Source organism: Streptomyces sp. NPDC001410 (genome assembly GCF_042895235.1).
Classification (GTDB): Bacteria; Actinomycetota; Actinomycetes; order Streptomycetales; family Streptomycetaceae; genus Streptomyces.
In genome coordinates, this window is sequence record NZ_JBIAWE010000020.1 from 156112 (window position 1) to 176182 (window position 20071).

Genomic DNA, 20071 nt, shown 5'->3' on the forward strand with positions numbered 1-20071 from the left:
TTCGGGCTGCGGGTGATCCGTGGCTGGTCGCGCAGTTCCCCGCGCCCCTAGGTTGGCTGCACTACCGCCAGCAACATGCCTGGCTCCACCTGTTGTCCCGGCTTCACCTGCAAGGCCGTGAGCGTGCCTGCGGCCGGCGCCGAGATCTGGTGCTGCATCTTCATCGCCTCCAGCCAGATCAGGGGCCGGCCCGCCTGTACGGTCGCGCCCTCCGACAGGCCCTCGGCGATGCGTACGACCGTGCCGGGCATCGGAGCCAGCAGGGAGCCGGGGGCGAGCTGGGCGGTGGGATCGGGGAAGCGGGGCAGGGCGGTGAGGCGGGACCCGTTGACGTACACCTGGTCGCCGTAGCGTGTGACGTCGAACTTGCGCTGTAAGCCGTCCACTTCGAGTACGACTCTGCGCGCGTCGGCGTGTGCGACCCGCACTCCGTCGGCCGCGAGGCCGTCCCTGGTGTGCCGGTAGTGGACCTCGTGCTCCTCGCCCGCCATCTCGTACCGCTTGACCTGCGGCTGGGAGGCCACGTTGCGCCAGCCGCCGAAGCGGGAGCGGCCGTGGGCGTCGGCGAGGGCGGCGGCGAGGGGGGCGTACGGGTCGGGTGCGGGCTCGGTCAGGTCGGTGAGGTGGCGGTCGTAGAAGCCGGTGTCCATGCGGGCGCTCACGAACTCGGCGTGCCGCAGGGAGCGCACCAGCAGGTCCCTGTTGGTGACCGGGCCGTGCAGTTCCGCTCGCTCCAGCGCGCCCGCGAGCCTGCGGATCGCCTCCGCGCGTGTGGGGGCGTGTGCGACGACCTTGGCGAGCATCGGGTCGTAGTGCACGCCGATGGTGTCGCCGTCGGTGTAGCCCGTGTCGAGACGGACGCCGGCGGGTACGGCGAGGCGGTGCAGGGTGCCGGTCTGCGGGGCCCAGTCGCGGGCGGGGTCCTCGGCGTACAGGCGGGCTTCGACGGCGTGGCCCTGTGCGCGGGGCGGTTCGGCGGGCAGGGGGTGGCCCTCGGCGACGCGGAGCTGTTCGGCGACCAGGTCGAGGCCGAAGACCGCCTCCGTGACGGGGTGTTCGACCTGGAGGCGGGTGTTCATCTCCAGGAAGTGGGCCCGGCCGTCGGCGACCAGGAACTCGACCGTGCCGGCGCCCACGTAGGACACGGAACGGGCCGCGCGCACGGCCAGCGCGTGCAGATCCGCCGTGAGCCCCTCGGAGAGGCCGGCTGCCGGGGCCTCCTCGATCACCTTCTGGTGGCGGCGCTGCAGGGAGCAGTCGCGGGTGCCGAGCGTCCAGACGGTGCCGTAGGTGTCGGCGAGGATCTGCACCTCGACGTGGCGGCCGCCCTCGACGTACGGCTCGACGAAGACCTCGCCGTCACCGAAGGCGCTCGCGGCCTCGGCGCGCGCGCCCTCCAGTGCGGACGGCAGCTCCTCCAGGCGGCGCACGATCCGCATCCCGCGCCCCCCGCCGCCGGCGGCCGCCTTCACGAGCACCGGCAGGTCGGCCTCGGTGACCTCGCCGAGGGGCGCGATCCCCATCAGCTCCTTGGCGCGCGTCTTGGACGCCATCGCCTCGATCGCCTCCGGCGGCGGCCCGATCCAGACCAGGCCGGCGTCGAGGACGGCACGGGCGAACTCGGGGTTCTCGGAGAGGAAGCCGTACCCGGGGTGCACGGCGTCCGCGCCGGCGGCCAGCGCCGCCTTCACGATCAGGTCGCCGCGCAGGTACGTCTCGGCGGGCGTCGCCCCCGGCAGCCGTACCGCCGTGTCGGCCACGCGCGCGTGGAGCGCGTTCTCGTCGGCGTCCGAGTGCACGGCGACCGTCCGGATTCCCAACTCACCGCAGGTGCGGAAGATCCGGCAGGCGATCTCGCCCCGGTTGGCGACCAGTAGAGTCGAAATCAAGGGACCCCTCACATCGGTCATGGCCGTCACATCCGGAAGACGCCGAAGCCGCCGCGCGCGCCCTCGTAGGGGGCGGTGTGGATCGCGGACAGGCACAGGCCGAGGACGGTGCGGGTGTCGCGCGGGTCGATGACGCCGTCGTCGTACAACCGCCCGGACAGGAACATCGGCAGCGACTCGGACTCGATCTGCTGCTCCACCATGGCGCGCAGGGCGGCGTCCGCGTCCTCGTCGTACGGCTGCCCCTTCGCCGCCGCCGACTGCCGGGCGACGATCGACAGCACGCCCGCGAGCTGCTGCGGGCCCATGACGGCCGACTTGGCGCTGGGCCAGGCGAACAGGAAGCGGGGGTCGTAGGCCCGCCCGCACATGCCGTAGTGGCCGGCGCCGTACGACGCGCCCATCAGCACCGACAGATGCGGGACCCTGCTGTTGCTGACCGCGTTGATCATCATCGCGCCGTGCTTGATGATCCCGCCCTGCTCGTACTCCTTGCCGACCATGTAGCCGGTGGTGTTGTGGAGGAACAGGAGTGGGATGTCGCGCTGGTTGGCGAGCTGGATGAACTGGGCGGCCTTCTGCGACTCCTCGCTGAACAGGACGCCCTGGGCGTTCGCCAGGATGCCGACCGGATAGCCGTGCAGGCTTGCCCAGCCGGTCGCGAGGCTCGTCCCGTACAGCGGCTTGAACTCGTCGAAGTCGGAGGCGTCGACCAGGCGGGCGACGACCTCGCGCGGGTCGAAGGGGATCTTCAGGTCGCCGGGGACGATGCCGAGCAGTTCGTCCTCGTCGTACTTCGGCGGGGCCGCCGGGCCCGGATCGCCGTGCGCCTTGCGGTGGTTGAGGCGCGCGACGACCCGGCGGGCCTGGCGCAGGGCGTCCTGCTCGTCCACGGCGAAGTAGTCGGCGAGGCCCGACACGCGCGCGTGCATCTCGGCACCGCCGAGCGACTCGTCGTCGCTCTCCTCCCCGGTCGCCATCTTCACCAGCGGCGGCCCGCCGAGGAACACCTTCGCCCGCTCCTTGACCATGATCACGTGGTCGGACATGCCGGGGATGTACGCCCCGCCGGCGGTGGAGTTGCCGAAGACGACGGCGACGGTCGGGATACCGGCGGCGGACAGCCGGGTCAGATCCCGGAAGATGGCCCCACCGGGGATGAAGATCTCCTTCTGGGACGGCAGATCGGCTCCCCCGGACTCCACCAGGCTGATGCAGGGCAGCCGGTTGGCGAGCGCGATGTCGTTGGCGCGCAGGGCCTTCTTCAGGCTCCAGGGGTTGCTGGCGCCGCCGCGCACGGTCGGGTCGTTGGCGGTGATCAGGCACTCCACGCCCTCGACCACGCCGATCCCGGTGACCAGGGAGGCGCCGACCGTGTAGTCACTCCCCCAGGCGGCCAGCGGGGACAGCTCCAGGAAGGGCGTGTCCGGGTCCAGGAGCAGCTCGATGCGTTCCCGGGCGAGCAGCTTGCCCCGCTTCCGGTGCCGCTGGACGTACTTCTCACCGCCGCCCGCGAGCGCCTTGGCGTGCTCGGCCTCCAGGTCGGCGAGCTTGGCGAGCATGGCCTCGCGGTTGGCCTGGTAGTCGGGGTGCTGGGTGTCCAGGGCCGTCTCGAGAACGGTCACAGCAGGGCCTCCGGAATGTCCAGGTGGCGGGAGCGCAGCCATTCGCCGAGGGCCTTGGCCTGCGGGTCGAAGCGGTGCTGGGCGGCGACGCCGGCACCGAGGATGCCGGTCACGACGAAGTTGACGGCGCGGAGGTTCGGAAGCACGTGCCGGCTGACGGGCAGCCCCTCGCTCTCGGGGATCAGCTGCCGGAACCTGTCCACGGTCAGCTCGTGCACGAGCCACCGCCAGGCCTCCTCCGACCGCACCCACACCCCCACGTTGGCGTTCCCGCCCTTGTCCCCGCTGCGGGCTCCGGCGACGAGCCCGAGGGGGGCACGGCGGACGGGCCCGGACGGAAGCGGCTCAGGCAACGGTGGCTGGGGCAGTTCGTCGGTTACGAGGGTGTCCTGGGCCGGTACCGCCGCCACGATCACCCGGCGCCCGTCATGGAGGACCGCCACATGGTCGACGGCACCATGGGGGACGTACACATCCTCGAAGACCCCATAAGGTGCGCCCTTTCCAGGTGGCGCCAGCACATGGAACCCGGGGTAGCTGGCCAGCGCCAGCTCGATGGCGGCTCCGCTCAGCGCACGCCCGACGACCTGCTGGTCCGGGTCCCGTACGACGAGCCGCAGTAGCGCGCTGCCCGTCTCCTCGGAGTCGGCATCGGCCCGGTCGGTACGGACGAGATCCCAACGGACCTCATTGGGCGGAGACTTGGCGAGCGCGTCACCCAGCTGCTCCCGCACAAGATCCGCCTTGGCCTCGATGTCGAGCCCGGTGAGTACGAAGGCGACCTCGTTGCGGAAGCCGCCGAGCCGATTGAGTCCGGCCTTGAGCGTCGGCGGGGGCGCCTCCCCGCGCACACCCTCGATCCGCACCCGGTCCGCCCCGTCCTGGCTCAGCCGTACGGTGTCCAGCCGGGCGGTGACGTCGGGGCCGAGGTACCGGGCGCCACCGGTCTCGTAGAGCAGCTGCGCGGTGACCGTGCCGACGTCCACGAAGCCGCCGGTGCCGGGGTGCTTGGTGATGACGCTGCTGCCGTCCGCGTGGATCTCGGCGAGCGGGAAGCCGGGACGGCGTACGTCACCCTCGCGGAAGAAGGAGTAGTTCCCGCCGGTCGCCTGCGTCCCGCACTCCAGCACATGCCCGGCGACGACGGCCCCGGCGAGGCGGTCGTACTCCCCCGGCTGCCAGCCGAAGTGGGCGGCGGCGGGCCCGGTGACGAGCGCCGCGTCGGTCACCCGCCCGGTGATCACGACGTCGGCACCGTCCCGCAGGCACTCGGCGATCCCGAAACCACCGAGGTAGGCGTGGGCGGCTAGGGCGCCGGGATGCTGGGCGGTGAGGTCATCACCCTCGACGTGGGCGACCCGCACGGGGATACCGAGCCGCTCGGCCAACTGCCGCACGGCGACAGCAAGTCCGGCCGGATTCAGACCACCCGCGTTGGTGACGATCCGCACCCCGCGCTCGTGGGCGAGGCCGAGGCAGTCCTCCAGCTGCCGCAGGAAGGTACGGGCGTACCCGGCGGCCGGGTCCTTCAGCCGGTCCCGGCCGAGGATCAGCATGGTCAGCTCGGCGAGATAGTCGCCGGTGAGGACGTCGACCTCGCCGCCGGTGAGCATCTCGCGCAGGGCGTCGGCGCGGTCGCCGTAGAAGCCGGAGAAGTTGCCGATGCGGAGCACCGTCACGCCGGTTCCTCCTTCGCCTTGCGGCCGGTGCCGGGCGGGCCCGCGAAGGCCTGCGCGATGTCGAGCCAGCGGTCGGCGTCCGAGCCCTCGGCATGGAGGGCTAGGTCGGCACGGTGGGCGCGCTGGGTGACCAGAAGGCAGAAGTCGAGGGCGGGGCCGGTGACGCGTTGCGGGGCGTCTTCGGGGCCGTACGTCCACAGGGCGCCGGAGGGCGCGCGAACCTCGACGCGGAACTCCTCCGCCGGCACGGGCAGCCCCCGTACCCCGAAGGCGAAGTCCCGGGCGCGCACCCCGATGCGGACCACATGCCGGAGCCGGTCGGTGGGTGCGCGCACCACACCCAGAGCGTCCGCCACGTCCTGGCCATGGGCCCAGGTCTCCATAAGACGCCCGGTGGCCATTGAGGCGGCCGACATGGGCGGCCCGAACCAGGGGAAGCGGGCTCCCTGTGGTGCCGCCCGCAGTGCCCTGTCCAGTGCGGCCCGTCCCTCCCGCCAGCGGGACAGCAGCTCGGCGGGTGCGAGCCGGGCGCCTTCCTCGGCGGCCTCGTCGACGAAGGAGTCGGGGGACTTCAGCGCCTTCTGGACGACCTCCCCGAACCCGTCCTCGTCCGTGACGGCGAGCAGGGCGGCCCGGTCCGTCCAGTGCAGATGGGCGATCTGGTGGGCGATGCTCCAGCGCGGCGCGGGCGTGGCGAGCGCCCACCGCTCCTCGGTCAACTCAGCCACCAGGTGGTCGAGTTCTTCACTTTCCTCGCGCAGGTCGTCAAAGACGGGCGTCGGCTCGGACATGGCAGGGAGCATGGCAGTGGCACGAGAAACAATCAAGCACGCTTGCATGACTTTGTTTTCCACAGGCTGACTCCTGTGCGCACGCAAGTCGCTACCCTCGGTTAACGGAGGTGGTGACGGTGAACATCCGCAAACTCGATCCCAGTGCATCACCGTTGGACTACTACGGTTATGAGCTGCGCAGGGCACGGGAAGCGGCCGGCCTGACCTTGGCCCAACTCGGCTCGATCGTCTTCTGCACGGGGTCTTTGATCGGGCAGATCGAGACGGCGGCGAAGGTTCCGCAACGGGAGTTTTCCGAGCGGGTGGATGCGGCGCTGGGGACGGATGGGTTGTTCTCCAGGCTGGTCGGGCTGGTGTTACGGAGCCAGCTGCCTAGTTGGTTTCAGCCGTATGCGGAGATGGAGGCGAAGGCGGCATACATCTCCACGCACCAGGCGCAGTTGGTCTACGGGCTTCTCCAGACAAAGGCTTACGCAAGAGCGGTGCTCGGCATCCGGGACGACGGCAATCTCGACGGCAAGGTGGCCGCTCGCCTGGATCGCCAGCGCATCCTGGACCGTGATCAACCTCCGGTCGCGTGGGTGGTACTGAGCGAGGCGGCGTTGCATCAGGAGGTCGGCGGCCGGGAGGTCATGCGGGAACAACTGACGTACCTGCTGGATACGCAGAAGCGCACCTGGCTGGACATCCAAGTGCTCCCGTTCGAGGCCGGGGCGCACACAGGGTTGATGGGTTCGTTCAATCTTCTGCGCTTCGAGAAGGACCCCGACATCGTCTACACCGAGGACTTCGTCCAAGGCCACATGACGGCCAATCCGCAAGCTTTCAAGGAGGGTTCGGTCCGTTACGATCACCTGCAGGCGGCCGCTCTCTCCGTGGACGACTCGGCGGCCCTGATCGCCCGCGTGATGGAGGAACGGTATGGGAACGACCCTGAACCTGACGGGCATAGCGTGGCGTAAGTCGTCGTACAGCGGCGACACCGGCGGTGACTGTGTGGAGGTGGCCGATCTCACCCCCTGCACAGCCGTCCGCGACTCCAAGAATCCGCAGAGCCCCGCTCTCGTGTTCCCGGCCGGTGCCTGGTCGGCGTTCGTGGAGTCGGTGAAGGACTGACCTACGGCTGACGGCGCTACTCGGAGCCGGCCACCCGCCACCTGCGCACCAGGTCCGCCTCCGTGGTCAGCCAGGTGCCGTGGCCGAGGGCAAGAGGATCGGGGCAAGTGGTGCCCGGGTGGTCGAGTACGAAGACCGGCTGGAGCGTGCAGCCGTCCAGGATCAGGTGACGGTTGTCCTCCCCGCCCTCCTCCTCGGCGACGGCCACGACGATGCGGTCCCGGTCGAGGAAGCCGGGGCGTTGGCCGACGAAGCGCAGGCCCTCGGGCAGGACGTCCTCGGCTTCGACCAGGACCTCGTCCGAGCCGGCCTCGCAGCGACTCATCCACTCGCCTCCGACGTCCAGCTGGAGGACCGCGCCGCCGAGGCTCACTCCGGCGAACGGCTCGTCGTCGCCGAAGGGGTCGGCGCGGACGGTGTCGCCCTCCAAGGTCAGCACGCGGGAGTAGAACGTGTCGCCCTGCAGGGCGTCGAGGAAGATCTGCGCGGGATCCGTGAGCGACTGCTGGAAGATGTAGCCCGCGCTCGCGGAGGGCAGGGTCGTGTGCGTGACGGTCCGGCCGTCGCTCAGCTCCAGGACGACACACCGGTCACCGGGATAGGGGCGGTCCGTCATGCCGGGCCCGGTGGTCGTGACGAGCAGGCGGCTGCCCCCGCCGTCGGTGACGCATGCGGGGCCTCCGGTCTTCGCGTAGGACCACGGCTCGAACTCGTGCGTCCACCGCACCCGCGCATCGGCGTCGTACACCGTGACACGCCCGCCCGCGGCCACCGCTAGCCCGCCGTCGGGCAGCGGCGACACGAATCCCCGTGACGCGCCGGCTTCGGTGGAGGGGAGGCGGCGGCGCTCGGCGAAGACCCGGGAGCTGTCCGCGGCCACCCGGCCCGCCACGATCTCGCCCCCGTGCTCCGCGACCAGCCAGCAGGCCTGGTGGCGCACCAGGAAGGCGTCGAGGTTCTCGCGGGCGCGGGCGGTCAGCCCCGGGAGTTCTTCCTCCGCGAGGAGTTCGGCGTTGGTATGGGCGTAGTCCATGGTGGTGGTGAGGGGGCCCGCGTGGCTCGATCAGGTTGCGCTGTCTCCCGTGACCCGTTCCCAGGCGTCACGGACCGCTGCGGGGATGCGGCCCCGGAGAGGAACGTCGTAGCCGTTGGCCCTGGCCCATGCGCGGATGTCGTCAGGGTTGACGGGCGGACGAACGCGAGGCATGGGCGGCACTCCTTCGCTCGGAACGGAAGCCGTGAAGCCGATGTCTCCCTGAAGGAGGTCCTTCGGGAACATGGGTACGGCCGTCTCTCCGCTCAGAACGGCCACGAGGAATGCGGTCAGTGTGCCGGCGAAGGTGAACCAGCGGGGCCCTCGGGCTTCGTTGACGGCGATCTGCCAGGCATCTGGGGAGTCCGGCGGAGCGGTGACCCAGAAGAGTTCCTCGCCGTTGTCGGTGCCGCCCATGGGAAACAGGAGCTGCGAGTCATATGGCACGGGATGCGTGCCCTGGTCGTAGTCCTTCTTCAGTTGTTCCCGGATACGGGCAGACATGGGGCCGGTGAGGTCGACGTACTGGGTGTATCCGTGTGGATGGTGGATGTGGATGAAATCGGCGAAGCGTCCAGGGCCGTATGCGGTCGCAAGCTGCTTGTAGTCCTCGGGCAGCCGAAATCCGAGCGTGGCCTCGACAGCGCGCCAGTCGACCAGGGGCGGATCGGCCGGGGGCGGGCACAGACGAGTCAGATGGTCGATGCTGGTCACAGGTGGTGTAAGGCATGAATCACGCCCCACCGTTGGCCTCGATCCAGGCGTCGATGATCGCCGCGGGGACGCGCCCACGAGGAGGGATGTCGTAGCCATTGGCCCGGGCCCACTCGCGGATGACGTTGGTGTCAGCCGGGAGCCGGGCTGGGCTGGCAGAGGGAACTGACCTTTGAGGGGGAGAGGGGATGAAGGTGGTGGCCTCTCGCCGTAGGCTTTCAGGGAACTGCGGTACGGCGGTCTCTCCGCTCAAGACGGAGACGAGCAACTCGGTCAGGGTTCCGTTGAAGGTGAACCAGAGCGGGCCGCGCGCTTCATTGATGGCGATGCGCCAGGCGTCCGGGTCGTCCCGCGGGTCCATGATCCAGAAGAGGTGCTCACCGTTGTCGGTCACGCCCATGGCGAGCAGGCTCCGGGGATCGTACGGGACGGGCCGGCCTCGATCCCGGTCGCTCTGCAGTTGCTCCTGCATGGCTGCGGGCACCGGTCCGGTGAGGTCGACCCATTCAGTGAGCCCGCGCGGGTGGAAGACACGGATGAACCCGGCGAAGGCACCCGGGCCGTAGGCGGCGGCGAGCTGCTTGTAGTCCTCGGGCAGCCGGAATCCGAGCGTGGCCTCGACTGCGCCCCAGTCGACCGTGGGCGGGTCGGCGGGGGGCGGGCAGAGTCGAGTGAGCTGGTCGATGCTGGTCACAGGAATCCTTGGCGGTGTAGCTGTTATCTCGGGGCTGTTCGTCGGGTTCTGAGTGATGGTGAACAGGTCAGAAAACCACGCGCGTGGCGGGCCGTCGCCGCAGTACCGTCGGCCGGTGCTCGATGAAGACGGTTACTTCGGAGAAGCGGTCGCGGCGCGGTACGACGAGTCGTCGGGGGAGATGTTCGACCCGGAGGTCGTGGACCCAGCCGTCGACTTCCTGGCGGAGCTGGCGGGTGAGGGCGGCCGGGCCCTGGAACTCGGCATCGGTACCGGGCGGATCGCGCTGCCGCTGGCGCGACGCGGGATCGAGGTGCACGGTATCGACCTGTCCCGGGCGATGGTGGAGCGGCTGCGGGACAAGCCCGGCGGTGACGCGATCGGGGTGACGATCGGGGACTTCGCGACGACGCGGGTGGACGGGGGCTTCTCCGTCGCCTACCTGGTCTTCAACACGATCATGAATCTGACGTCACAGGACGCCCAGGTGGACTGCTTCCGCAACGCCGCGAACCATCTCGAGCCCGGCGGCTGCTTCGTCGTCGAGGTCACGGTGCCCGACCTGCGCCGGCTGCCGCCCGGGCAGAACGCGGTGCCGTTCCGCGTGGAGGAAGGGCGGCTGGGCTTCGACCTGTACGACGTGGTGACGCAGTCGATGAGTTCGCACCATGTGCGGGTGGTGGACGGCGACGCCACGTACCTGTCCGTTCCGTTCCGGTACGTGTGGCCGGCGGAGCTGGATCTGATGGCCCGGCTCGCGGGGCTGCGGCTGCGCGAGCGGTGGGACGGCTGGAGCAGGGAGCCGTTCACGAGCGAGAGCCGGCAGCACGTGTCGGTGTGGGAGAAAGCTGACAACTGAGCGCGGTGCGGGAAAAGCCGGGTGACTGAGCCCGGCGGGAGAGTGGCCAGGCGGCTCAACCCGGCCCGGGAGCCCCGGGCGACTGAGCCCGCCCCGGCAGCGGAGTGAGTGTCAGGCCTCCGGGGTCTGCGCCCGCGCCTTCCCCCGGCCCACCTGAGTCCGCACCGCGCCGATGCTCGCCGCGATGACCAGGGCGATCGCGGCGGCCTCCGTGGCGGACAGGGCCTGGCCGAGGATCAGGAAGCCGGCTGTGGCCGCGATGGCCGGTTCCAGGCTCATGAGGATGGCGAAGGTGGAGGCGGGCAGGCGGCGCAGGGCCAGGAGTTCGAGGGTGTAGGGCAGCACCGAGGAGAGCAGGGCCACCGCCGAGCCGAGGGCGACGGTGGTGGGGTCGAGGAGACGGGTGCCCGCCTCGGCGATGCCCAGGGGTAGGAAGAGCAGGGCCGCCACGGCCATCGCAAGGGCCAGTCCGTCCGCCTGCGGGAAGCGGCGGCCCGTACGGGCGCTGAAGACGATGTAGGCCGCCCACATGGCGCCGGCACCCAGGGCGAAGGCCACACCGGTGGGGTCGAGGTCGCTGAAGCCTCCGCCGCCGAGCAGGAAGACGCCCGCGAGGGCCAGACCCGCCCACACCGCGTTGATCGCACGGCGGGACGCCAGGACGGACAGGGCGAGGGGGCCGAGGACCTCGAGGGTGACCGCGGGGCCCAGCGGGATGCGGGCCACCGCCTCGTAGAAGAGGCCGTTCATCGCGCCCATGGTGATGCCGAAGACGACCACCGTGCCCCAGTCGGTGCGCGAGTGGCCGCGCAGCCGGGGCCGGCAGACCACCAGGAGGAGCACGGCCGCCGCGAGCAGCCGCAGGGTGACGACGCCGAGCGCGCCGGCCCTCGGCATCAGGGTCACCGCGAGCGCCCCGCCGAACTGGACCGAGATCCCGCCGGCCAGCACCAGCCCGACGGGTCCGAGCGAGCTGAGGCGGCGCGGGGCACCACCCGAGGGTGCGGGCGCTTGCTGCGTCGAGGGTGCGGTGGCGCTGGGGGTGCTCACGGGCGGTCCTGGGGCTGGCTCGGATCAGATCTTGTTCATCTCGATGTACTACCGAGTCCAGGGTAATAGACTCCGTCAGGAGTGTGAACCCTTTATGTAGCTGTCCTGGATGCTGAGATGCGTCGGGGTCAGATGCCGGACCAGGGGTCCTCATGCGCAGGTTGGGGCCACGATGCGGGTTGGGCAGGGTACGGGTCGTAGCCGTTGCCGTAGCCGTAGCCGTGCGGGTACTGCTGGACCTGCGCGTACTCGTACACCGGCGCCGGCGCGGGCGGCTGTGCCTCCTCGAACAGCGGCAGTCGCAGCTCGGCCGTGTCCATCACCGCGTTGTTCTGCGAGCGGTGCAGCCGTGCGTAGGCCCCGCCCCGTGCGAGCAGTTCCTCGTGGCGGCCCGTCTCGACGATGCGGCCGCGGTCCACGACGAGGATGCGGTCGGCGTCGGGGGCCAGGTTGAGGTCGTGGGTGATCATGATCGTCGTACGGCCGGTCATCAGGCGGCGCAGCGGCTTGACCACCCGGCGGGCGGCCATCGCGTCCAGGCCGGTGGTCGGCTCGTCCAGGACCAGGACCGGGGCATCGCGCAGGATCGCGCGGGCGATGGCCAGGCGCTGGAGCTGGCCGCCGGACAGCCGGGCCGAGTTGGGGTCGACCCTGGTGTCGTAGCCGTCGGGGAGCCGGACGATGAAGTCGTGTGCGTCGGCCGCCCGCGCCGCCTCCTCGATGGCCTGGTCACTGGCGCCGGGCCGGCCGCAGGCGATGTTGGCGCGGACCGTGTCGTGCAGCACGAGGGTCTCCTGCGGGAGGAGGGTGACGTACTCGCGCAGGCGGGCCAGCGGGAAGTCGCGCAGGGGTACGCCGTCCAGCAGGACCTGGCCGGAGTCCGGGTCGTAGAAGCGGAGCAGGAGCTTGGAGACGGTGGACTTTCCGGCGCCGCTCGGGCCGGTGACGATCACCAGTTCGCCGGGGCTGACCGTGAAGGACAGGTCTTCGAGGGCCGTGCGGTCGGCGCCCGGGTAGCGGAAGGAGACGTCGCGGACTTCGATCGTGCCGTCCGGGCGGCCGGTCTCGGTGCCCCGCCGGGGGTCGGTGACCGAGGGCCGCACGTCCAGGATCTCGATCAGCCGCTCGGCGCCCGCCGTGGCCGCGGTGACCGTGAGCCCGAGCTGGGCCAGGCCCCGCACGGGCGGGTAGAGGTAGCCGAGGAACGCTGCGAAGGCGAGGAGCTGGCCGAGGGTCATCCGGCAGGTGGAGATCTCCCAGGCGCCGATGCCGATCACCGCCAGGACGCAGATCGTCTCTATGACCTGGACGAGTTGTTCGTAGGCCTCGTTGAGGCGGGTGGCGCGGACCGAGGCGCGGAACCAGGCGTTCGCCTCCTCGCTCAGCCGCCGCCGCTCGGCGTCCCGGCGGTCGTACGCCTGCGTCAGCACGATGTTGCCGAGGGACTCCTCGACGACGGAGGTGATCGCGCCGTCGGCGACCCTGCCCTCGCGGGAGACGTCCTTGATGGAGCCGGAGAAGCGGCGGGCCGCCAGCCAGAACAGCGGGGCGAGGACGAAGGTGGCGGCGGCCAGGTCCCAGCGCAGCCAGAACGCGGCGGCCGCGTAGAAGAGGGCGGAGAAGGCGGCCGAGGCGGCGCCGACCAGGCCGGACACGACCATCGTCTCGATCGCCTCGACGTCACTGGTCAGCCGGGAGAGCAGGTCGCCCTGGCGGTGGCGCTGGAAGAAGTGCGGGGGCAGCTGCTGCACATGGTCGAAGACGTGCTCGCGCAGCCGCATCACGAAGCGCTCGGTCGCCCACGCGGCAAGGGAGTTGCCGGCGTACGCGACCAGCGCGCCGACCACGGCGACGCCCAGCCACTTGACGGCCGGACTCCAGAACGCGGCCAGCGAGCCCTTCTGGAGGGCGTGGTCGGTGAGGTCGCTGAAGAGCAGGATGGCCTCGGTCTCGGCGAGCGCGGCGAGCACCGTGCACACCCAGACGAGAAGCAGCCATTTCCTGAGCCCCTTTGTCAGCGGCCAGAATCGGCGGAACGCCGTCTTGGCGGGAATGGCAGGCGTCTCGTACTCGAATTCTTCGATCTCGTCAGTCACCGGAATCCCTTTCCGAATCACCTTCCCGAATCATCTTCCCGAATCGCCTTCCCAAATGAAGGCGAAAAGGGGTCGACGGTGCACCATCGACCCCTTTCGGATCAGCGTCGGATCAGTGGTCCCGGCCGGGCAGCGGCTTGGGGAGCGGCTTGTGGGCGTGCTTCTTGGGCTTCGGCTTCGGCGGCGGCGGGAGCTGCTTCGACTTGGGCTTCGGGGGCAGCGGGGCAAGCTTCTTGAAGCTCATTCCGACTCCTAGTGTTTTCGCAGTTCTATGGTCCGGGAATTCCGCGTCCGGAACCCGACACCGAAGAAGCTACACAGGCGCTCTGTGATTCCCCTTGGAACACCTTGGAATTGCTTGAGGGGCTCAGCGCCGGGACATGTAGACGTCGAGCGCCTTGTGCAGCAGCCGGTTGAGCGGGAAGTCCCACTCCCCCACGTACTCCACCGCCTCGCCGCCCGCGCCCACCTTGAAGCGGAGCAGCCCGAGCAGGTGGTTGGACTCCTCCAGGGTGTCGGTGATGCCCCTGAAGTCGTAGACGTGGGCACCGAGTTCGTGTGCGTCGGCCATCATCCGCCACTGCATGGCGTTGTTGGGCTGGACCTCGCGCTTGCGGCTGGTGGAGGCGCCGTAGGAGTACCAGACGTGGCCGCCGACGATCAGCATGGTGGCCGCGGCGAGCACCTCGCCCTCGTGGTGTGCGAGGTACAGCCGCATCCGGTCGGGGTGTTCGGCGGCGAGCGCCGTCCACATGCGCTGGAAGTACGGCAGCGGGCGCGGGATGAACCGGTCGCGCTCGGCGGTCTCCGTGTAGAGGCCGTAGAAGACCGGCAGGTCCTCGTATCCCCCGCGCACGACCTGCACGCCGGCCTTCTCGGCCTTCTTGATGTTGCGCCGCCACTGCTGGTTGAGCCCACGGTGGACCTCCTCCAACGACTTCCCTGCGTACGGCACTTGGCATACATACCGGGGCTGCCCGGCGGCGAACCCCTCCTCGCTGCCCGCCTCGGCCTGCCGCCAGCCCATGCGCCGCAGCCGCTCCGTCAGCTCCACGGCACGCGGCTCGGTCGACGTCGCCTCCGCGTCCCGCAGCCGGTGCGCGCCCGGGTCGGCGATCGCGGCCTTGACCGCCTCGGGACTCCACCGCCGCACGACCACGGGCGGCCCCATCTTCACGGAGAAGGCACCGCGCCCCTTGAGATAGGCCAGCATCGGCTCCAGCCAGCGCTCCAGGTCGGGCACGTGCCAGTCGATGACGGGCCCTTCGGGCAGGTATGCCAGATACCGCTTCACCTTCGGCAACGGCCGCAACAACACCAGCCCGGCACCCACCAGCCGCCCGTCCCCGTCGAACCATCCCAGGCTCTCCGCCCGCCAGTCGGGCTTCACATCGCCCCAGGACGGGAGCTGCATGTGGCTGACCGAGGGCAGAGAGGCCACGAAGGACAGGTGCTCGGCGCGGCTGATGGGTTGAAGGCGGAGGGACGTCATGCGGACTGTGCTCCTTCAGGGTTGCTTGGTTCCGTCAGCTTATGAACCCGCCGCTACGAAACCTCAGAAGCCTCCCTGCCGTCCTTCGGCCCCCAGGCCGCCAGCACCTCCGTGTCCGAAGCCCGCGCGTGAAGGAAGTAGTCGGCCCACTCGGCGATCTCCGGGTACGCGCACTCGGCGGTGAGCCGGGCCGCCGCCCCCGGTATGTCGTACGACGTCACGCGCAGGTCGGCTCCGGGGCCCAGGAGGCACCAGTGGGCGCCGGGACGGCCGTACGGCATGCCGATGCTGCCCGGGTTGACCACCAGGCGGCCGTGGGCCAGGCGGACGTAGGGCATGTGGGTGTGGCCGCAGACGACCGTGCCGATGTCGGGGGCGAGGCCGGAGAAGACCTCGGCCCAGCGCTCAGGGCGGGAGTCCACCAGCACCACCTCCTCGTCGTCACGCGGGGTGGCGTGGCAGAAGAGCACCTTGCCGAGGCCGCGGACGCGCAGGGTGAGGGTTCCGGGCAGTGCGGCCAGGAAGTCCACCTGGTCCTCGCGGAGTGCCCGCGCCGCGAACGGGCCGATCGGGTCCGGGATCTCCGTGCGCTTGCCCCGCCGGTACTCCACCAGTTCCCGGTCCGCGTTCCCGCCGACCCACAGCACCCGGTCACCCAGCGACCGCAGCAGGTCCAGCGCCTCGGACGGCTGGGGGCCCGCCGTGATGTCCCCGGTGAGGACGATCCGGTCGGCGGCGGCCACTTCGGGCTCTGCCAGGACGGCCTCCAGGGCGGGGAGTACGCCGTGGATGTCGGAGAGGACTGCCAGCCGGGTGTGTTCCTCGGTCATTTCTCCACTCCCGATACTCCCGATACTTTCGATTCCTTCTCCAGGCCCTCTGCCAGTACCTCCGCCAGGTGTCGGCCCCGCACCCCCGCCAGCTGCTCCAGCTGGGTGCGGCACGAGAAGCCGTCCGCCAGGATCAGCGTGCCCTCGGCCACGCCCCGTACCGACGGCAGCAGCTGCTCCTGCGCGCATGCCTTCGACACCTCGAAGTGGCCTTTCTCGAAGCCGAAGTTGCCCGCAAGTCCGCAGCATCCGCCGCTCAGCTCGCCGGTCAGGCCCGCGGACTCGCGCAGGCTGCGGTCGGCGGTGTCGCCGAGGATCGCGTGTTGGTGGCAGTGGGTCTGGCCGGCGACCGGGCGGTCGACGGCGGGCGGGGTCCAGTCGGGGGCGTGGCGTTCGAGTGCCTCGGCGAAGGTGAGGATCGATGACGCGAGCCGGGGGGCGCGTGGGTCGTCGTGCAGGAGTTCGGGGAGGTCGCCGCGGAGGGCCGCCGCACAGCTCGGTTCCAGGACGACGACCGGGGCGCCGCGGCGCAGCACCGGTTCCATCAGGTCCAGGGTGCGGCGCAGCACCGCGCGGGCCCGGTCGAGCTGGCCGGTGGAGACGTAGGTCAGGCCACAGCAGACCCCGCCGCCGAGCGGGCGGGACGGTGGCAGGACCACCCTGAGGCCGGCGGCCTCCAGCACCCGGACGGCCGCCTGTCCGACCGAGGGCGAGAGGTGCTCGGTGAAGGTGTCGGGCCACAGGACGACCAGGTCTCCCGCGGTGCGCCGCTGCCGCCGTCGCCACCAGTGGGTGAACGGCTCCTTCGCGATCCTCGGGATCTGCCGTTCCGGTGCGATTCCGCCCAGGCGTTTCCCCAGCCGGGCCAACAGCCGTACGGACGCGAGTCTGTTGAGCAGCGCGGCCGTGCGGGTTCGTGCCACCCAGCGCAGCCATACCGGCAGCCATCCCATCGTGTAGTGGGCGGCGGGACGGCGTCGGCCCTCGTAGTGGTGATGCAGGAACTCGGCCTTGTAGGTGGCCATGTCGACGCCCACCGGGCAGTCCGAGCGGCAGCCCTTGCAGGACAGGCACAGGTCCAGGGCGTCCCGGACCTCCGTGGAGCGCCAGCCCGTCGTGACCAGTTCGCCCGCGAGCATCTCGTGCAGCAGCCGGGCCCGCCCACGGGTGGAGTGCTCCTCCTCGCCGGTCGCCCGGAAGGAGGGGCACATCACGGCGGACCCGGCAGCCGTGGTCGTACGGCACTTGGCGACGCCGACGCAGCGGCGGACGGCCGCGCCGAAGTCGCCGCCGTCGGCCGGGTAGCCGAAGGTCACGTCCACCGGGCGGCGGGGCAGGACGGAGAAGCGGAGGTCGCTGTCGAGCGGGGCCGGACGGACCAGCATGCCGGGGTTGAGCAGGTCGTCGGGATCCCAGATCGCCTTGGCCCGCTCGAAGAGCCGTACCGTCTCCTCGCCGTACATCCGCGGCAGCAGTTCCGCGCGGGCCTGGCCGTCGCCGTGCTCCCCGGACAGTGAGCCGCCGTGGGCGACGACCAGGTCGGCCAGCTCCTCGGAGAAGCGCCGGAAGCGGCCGACGCCCGCCTCGGTGAGCAGGTCGAAGTCGATGCGGACGTGGATGCAGCCGTCGCCGAAGTGGCCGTACGGAGTGCCGCGCAGGCCGTGGGCGGCGAGCAGGGCGCGGAAGTCCCTGAGGTAGGGGCCGAGCCGGGTGGGGGGTACCGCGCAGTCCTCCCAGCCCGGCCAGGCCTCGCTGCCGTCCGGCATCCGGGTCGCCGTACCGCTCGCGTCCTCGCGGATGCGCCACAGGGTCCGCTGGGCCGCCGGGTCCGTCACCACCAGGGAGTCGACGACGTCGGCCGCGCGGACGATCGCCTCCGCACGCGCGCGTGTCTCGGCCGGTGTCTGTCCGCCGGTCTCCACGAAGAGCCAGGCGCCGCCCCCCGGCAGCCCGGCCGGCGAGCGCACCAGGTCGGCCGACATGCCCTCCACCGTCAGCGGACCGAGAGGCAGGAGTCCGGCGGCGGCCTCGGCGGCGCCTGACTCGTCGCCGTACGCCAGCACCGCGAGGGCTCGTGCGCGTGGGGCCTCCACCAGCCCTACGACCGCCTCGGTGAGGATGCCGAGGGTGCCCTCGGAGCCGCAGAAGGAGCGGGCGACGTCGGCGCCCTTTTCGGGGAGCAGGGCGTCCAGGGCGTATCCGGAGATGCGGCGGGGCAGGTCGGGGAAGCCGGTGCGCAGGCGGGCCAGGTCGGCCTCCACCAGGGCTCGCAGTCCGTCCGGCGCTCCGGCCCAGTCCCGGCCCGGCCGCAGCCGCTGCCCGCGCGCGGTGATGACGGACAGCTCCCGGACGCTGTCCGCGGTCGTCCCCCAGGCGACCGAGTGGGAGCCGCAGGAGTTGTTGCCGATCATTCCGCCGAGCGTGCAGCGGCTGTGGGTGGACGGGTCGGGGCCGAAGCGCAGGCCGTGCGGGGCGGCGGCCTCCTGGAGGCGGTCGAGGACCAGGCCCGGCTGGACGACGGCCGTACGGGTGGCCGGGTCCAGCTCCAGCAGGCCGTTCATGTGCCGGGTGAAGTCCAGCACCACGCCCGTGCCGGTCGCCTGCCCCGCGATCGACGTGCCCCCGCCGCGCGCCACCACCGGCACTCCGCGTGCCCGGCACACCTCCAGCACCGCCGCCACGTCCTCGGCGTCCCGCGGGGCCACCACGCCCGCCGGGACCCGCCGGTAGTTGGACGCGTCCATGGTCACGAGCGCCCGGGCGGTGACGTCGAAGCCGACCTCACCCCGGACGACCCCACGCAGCTCCGCCTCAAGGCCCGAGAGATCCGTCATGCGTCCAGGATGCATCCGATCACGCACAGTCACCGTGACTTTTCCACAGCCCCGCAGGTTTCGTCGTACAACCTCACAAGTCCACAGTTCAGCGATCTTGTCTCATCGGACGGACACGGTTCCGTCCCGTTTCACGTGGGCGATACCCTCCGACTCGTGGCCGACATCCAGATTCCCGCTGACATCAAGCCCGCCGACGGACGCTTCGGCGCGGGCCCCTCCAAGGTGCGTACCGAGGCCCTCGAGGCGCTCGCCGCCACCGGAAGCTCTCTGCTCGGCACCTCCCACCGCCAGGCCCCGGTCAAGAACCTGGTGGGCCAGGTCCGCGAAGGCATCAGCTCCCTGTTCTCCCTCCCCGAGGGCTACGAGGTCATCCTCGGCAACGGCGGGTCCACCGCCTTCTGGGACATCGCCACCCACGGACTGATCGAGAACAAGTCCCAGCACCTCAGCTTCGGTGAGTTCTCCTCCAAGTTCGCCAAGGCCGCGGGGCTCGCCCCGTGGCTGGCCGAGCCCACCGTCATCGCCACCGACCCGGGCACCCACCCCGAGGCGCAGGCCGAGGCGGGCGTCGACGTGTACGCCTTCACGCACAACGAGACCTCGACCGGTGTCGCCATGCCGATCAAGCGCGTGGCCGGCGCCGACGAGGGCTCGCTCGTCCTCGTGGACGCCACCTCCGGCGCGGGCGGCCTCCCGGTCGACATCGCCGAGACGGACGTCTACTACTTCGCCCCGCAGAAGTCCTTCGCCTCCGACGGCGGCCTGTGGATCGGCATCTTCTCCCCGGCCGCGATCGAGCGCGCCGAGCGCGTCCACGCCTCCGGCCGCCACGTCCCGGAGTTCTTCTCGCTCCCCACGGCGATCGACAACTCCCGCAAGAACCAGACGTACAACACCCCGGCCCTCGCCACCCTCTTCCTGCTGAACCAGCAGCTGGAGTGGCTCAACGGCCAGGGCGGTCTGGCCTTCTCCACGGGCCGCACGAAGGACTCCTCGACCCGCCTGTACAACTGGGCGGAGGAGTCCAAGTACGCCACCCCGTTCGTCTCGGAGCCGGCCAAGCGCTCGCAGGTCATCGGCACGATCGACTTCTCCGACGAGATCGACGCGGCCGCCGTCGCCAAGGTGCTGCGCGCCAACGGCATCGTGGACACCGAGCCCTACCGCAAGCTCGGCCGCAACCAGCTGCGCATCGCGATGTTCCCGGCGATCGACCCGGCGGACGTCGAGGCGCTGACGAAGTGCATCGACTACGTGATCGAGAAGCTCTGACCTCCTTCCCGCGTACGTCCACGAGGGGCGCCCCGGTGTCTGCCGGGGCGCCCCTCGTCGTACGACGGCCACCGCCGCCTACGCCTTCACC

At 70.8% G+C, this 20071-nt stretch carries 17 protein-coding genes; 4 read left to right on the forward strand and 13 right to left on the reverse strand.

Features of this window, described 5'->3' with window-relative positions; all coding sequences use genetic code 11:
• Positions 1-47 precede the first annotated feature (47 nt).
• From ACFY3C_RS36200 to ACFY3C_RS36215, 4 genes are read right to left on the reverse strand one after another with little or no spacing between them, the layout of a single operon-like run.
• Positions 48-1889 carry an acetyl/propionyl/methylcrotonyl-CoA carboxylase subunit alpha gene (locus ACFY3C_RS36200; RefSeq protein WP_390773835.1) on the reverse strand — a complete coding sequence of 614 codons (1842 nt, stop codon included), beginning with the start codon at positions 1887-1889 and terminating at the stop codon, positions 48-50.
• A gap of 26 nt (positions 1890-1915) precedes the next feature.
• Positions 1916-3514: an acyl-CoA carboxylase subunit beta gene (locus tag ACFY3C_RS36205; RefSeq protein WP_386573550.1), complete on the reverse strand. Its 1599-nt coding sequence runs from the start codon at positions 3512-3514 to the stop codon at positions 1916-1918.
• Positions 3511-5193 (reverse strand): acyclic terpene utilization AtuA family protein, encoded by a 1683-nt coding sequence (locus ACFY3C_RS36210; protein WP_390773836.1) that lies wholly within the window; start codon positions 5191-5193, stop codon positions 3511-3513. Before ACFY3C_RS36210 ends, ACFY3C_RS36205 begins: the two co-directional genes overlap by 4 nt.
• Entirely contained in the window at positions 5190-5984 is a 795-nt protein-coding gene (locus ACFY3C_RS36215; RefSeq protein WP_390773837.1) for a TIGR03084 family metal-binding protein, read from the reverse strand. The genes ACFY3C_RS36210 and ACFY3C_RS36215 overlap by 4 nt, the downstream gene beginning before the upstream one ends.
• 119 nt (positions 5985-6103) lie before the next feature.
• On the opposite strand from ACFY3C_RS36215, the gene ACFY3C_RS36220 reads away from it, so the two are divergent.
• Together ACFY3C_RS36220 and ACFY3C_RS36225 are read left to right on the forward strand one after the other, a co-directional pair.
• Complete coding sequence (locus tag ACFY3C_RS36220) at positions 6104-6949, forward strand: helix-turn-helix domain-containing protein (protein ID WP_390773838.1); 846 nt, start codon at positions 6104-6106, stop codon at positions 6947-6949.
• Positions 6909-7103 carry a DUF397 domain-containing protein gene (locus ACFY3C_RS36225; RefSeq protein WP_390773839.1) on the forward strand — a complete coding sequence of 65 codons (195 nt, stop codon included), beginning with the start codon at positions 6909-6911 and terminating at the stop codon, positions 7101-7103. Before ACFY3C_RS36220 ends, ACFY3C_RS36225 begins: the two co-directional genes overlap by 41 nt.
• A gap of 16 nt (positions 7104-7119) precedes the next feature.
• Here ACFY3C_RS36225 and ACFY3C_RS36230 read toward each other — a convergent pair whose 3' ends face one another.
• Genes ACFY3C_RS36230 through ACFY3C_RS36240 form a run of 3 tightly spaced genes read right to left on the reverse strand, consistent with a single transcriptional unit; the run spans position 7120 to position 9544 of the window.
• On the reverse strand, positions 7120-8136 hold the full coding sequence (locus ACFY3C_RS36230; protein ID WP_390773840.1) for a hypothetical protein: 1017 nt from the start codon (positions 8134-8136) through the stop codon (positions 7120-7122).
• A 30-nt stretch (positions 8137-8166) separates the two neighbouring features.
• Positions 8167-8850 (reverse strand): histone-like nucleoid-structuring protein Lsr2, encoded by a 684-nt coding sequence (locus ACFY3C_RS36235; protein WP_390773841.1) that lies wholly within the window; start codon positions 8848-8850, stop codon positions 8167-8169.
• 19 nt (positions 8851-8869) lie between these two features.
• On the reverse strand, positions 8870-9544 hold the full coding sequence (locus ACFY3C_RS36240) for a histone-like nucleoid-structuring protein Lsr2 (protein WP_390773842.1): 675 nt from the start codon (positions 9542-9544) through the stop codon (positions 8870-8872).
• 115 nt (positions 9545-9659) lie between these two features.
• On the opposite strand from ACFY3C_RS36240, the gene ACFY3C_RS36245 reads away from it, so the two are divergent.
• Positions 9660-10403 carry a class I SAM-dependent DNA methyltransferase gene (locus ACFY3C_RS36245; RefSeq protein WP_390773843.1) on the forward strand — a complete coding sequence of 248 codons (744 nt, stop codon included), beginning with the start codon at positions 9660-9662 and terminating at the stop codon, positions 10401-10403.
• A gap of 111 nt (positions 10404-10514) precedes the next feature.
• On the opposite strand, the gene ACFY3C_RS36250 is transcribed toward ACFY3C_RS36245, so the two are convergent.
• The 6 genes from ACFY3C_RS36250 to ACFY3C_RS36275 form a co-directional block, all read right to left on the reverse strand.
• A complete protein-coding gene (locus ACFY3C_RS36250) occupies positions 10515-11453 on the reverse strand; it encodes a DMT family transporter (RefSeq protein ID WP_390773844.1) in 939 nt (312 codons plus the stop codon).
• Between the two features lie 128 nt (positions 11454-11581).
• The gene (locus tag ACFY3C_RS36255) at positions 11582-13549 is read right to left on the reverse strand and encodes an ABC transporter ATP-binding protein (RefSeq protein WP_390773845.1); all 1968 of its coding nucleotides are present in this window, start codon (positions 13547-13549) and stop codon (positions 11582-11584) included.
• A 112-nt stretch (positions 13550-13661) separates the two neighbouring features.
• Positions 13662-13793, reverse strand: coding sequence for a hypothetical protein (locus ACFY3C_RS36260; RefSeq protein ID WP_386573562.1), 132 nt, complete (start codon positions 13791-13793; stop codon positions 13662-13664).
• A gap of 123 nt (positions 13794-13916) precedes the next feature.
• Positions 13917-15041, reverse strand: a complete 1125-nt coding sequence (locus tag ACFY3C_RS36265) for a lipid II:glycine glycyltransferase FemX (RefSeq protein ID WP_390773846.1) — start codon at positions 15039-15041, stop codon at positions 13917-13919.
• Between the two features lie 53 nt (positions 15042-15094).
• A complete protein-coding gene (locus ACFY3C_RS36270) occupies positions 15095-15871 on the reverse strand; it encodes a metallophosphoesterase family protein (RefSeq protein ID WP_390773847.1) in 777 nt (258 codons plus the stop codon).
• Positions 15868-18705: an FAD-binding and (Fe-S)-binding domain-containing protein gene (locus ACFY3C_RS36275; protein ID WP_390773848.1), complete on the reverse strand. Its 2838-nt coding sequence runs from the start codon at positions 18703-18705 to the stop codon at positions 15868-15870. Before ACFY3C_RS36275 ends, ACFY3C_RS36270 begins: the two co-directional genes overlap by 4 nt.
• A 156-nt stretch (positions 18706-18861) precedes the next feature.
• Here ACFY3C_RS36275 and serC point away from each other — a divergent pair, with 156 nt between their 5' ends.
• The gene (serC, locus tag ACFY3C_RS36280; RefSeq protein WP_390773849.1) at positions 18862-19980 is read left to right on the forward strand and encodes a phosphoserine transaminase; all 1119 of its coding nucleotides are present in this window, start codon (positions 18862-18864) and stop codon (positions 19978-19980) included.
• Positions 19981-20071 lie beyond the last annotated feature (91 nt).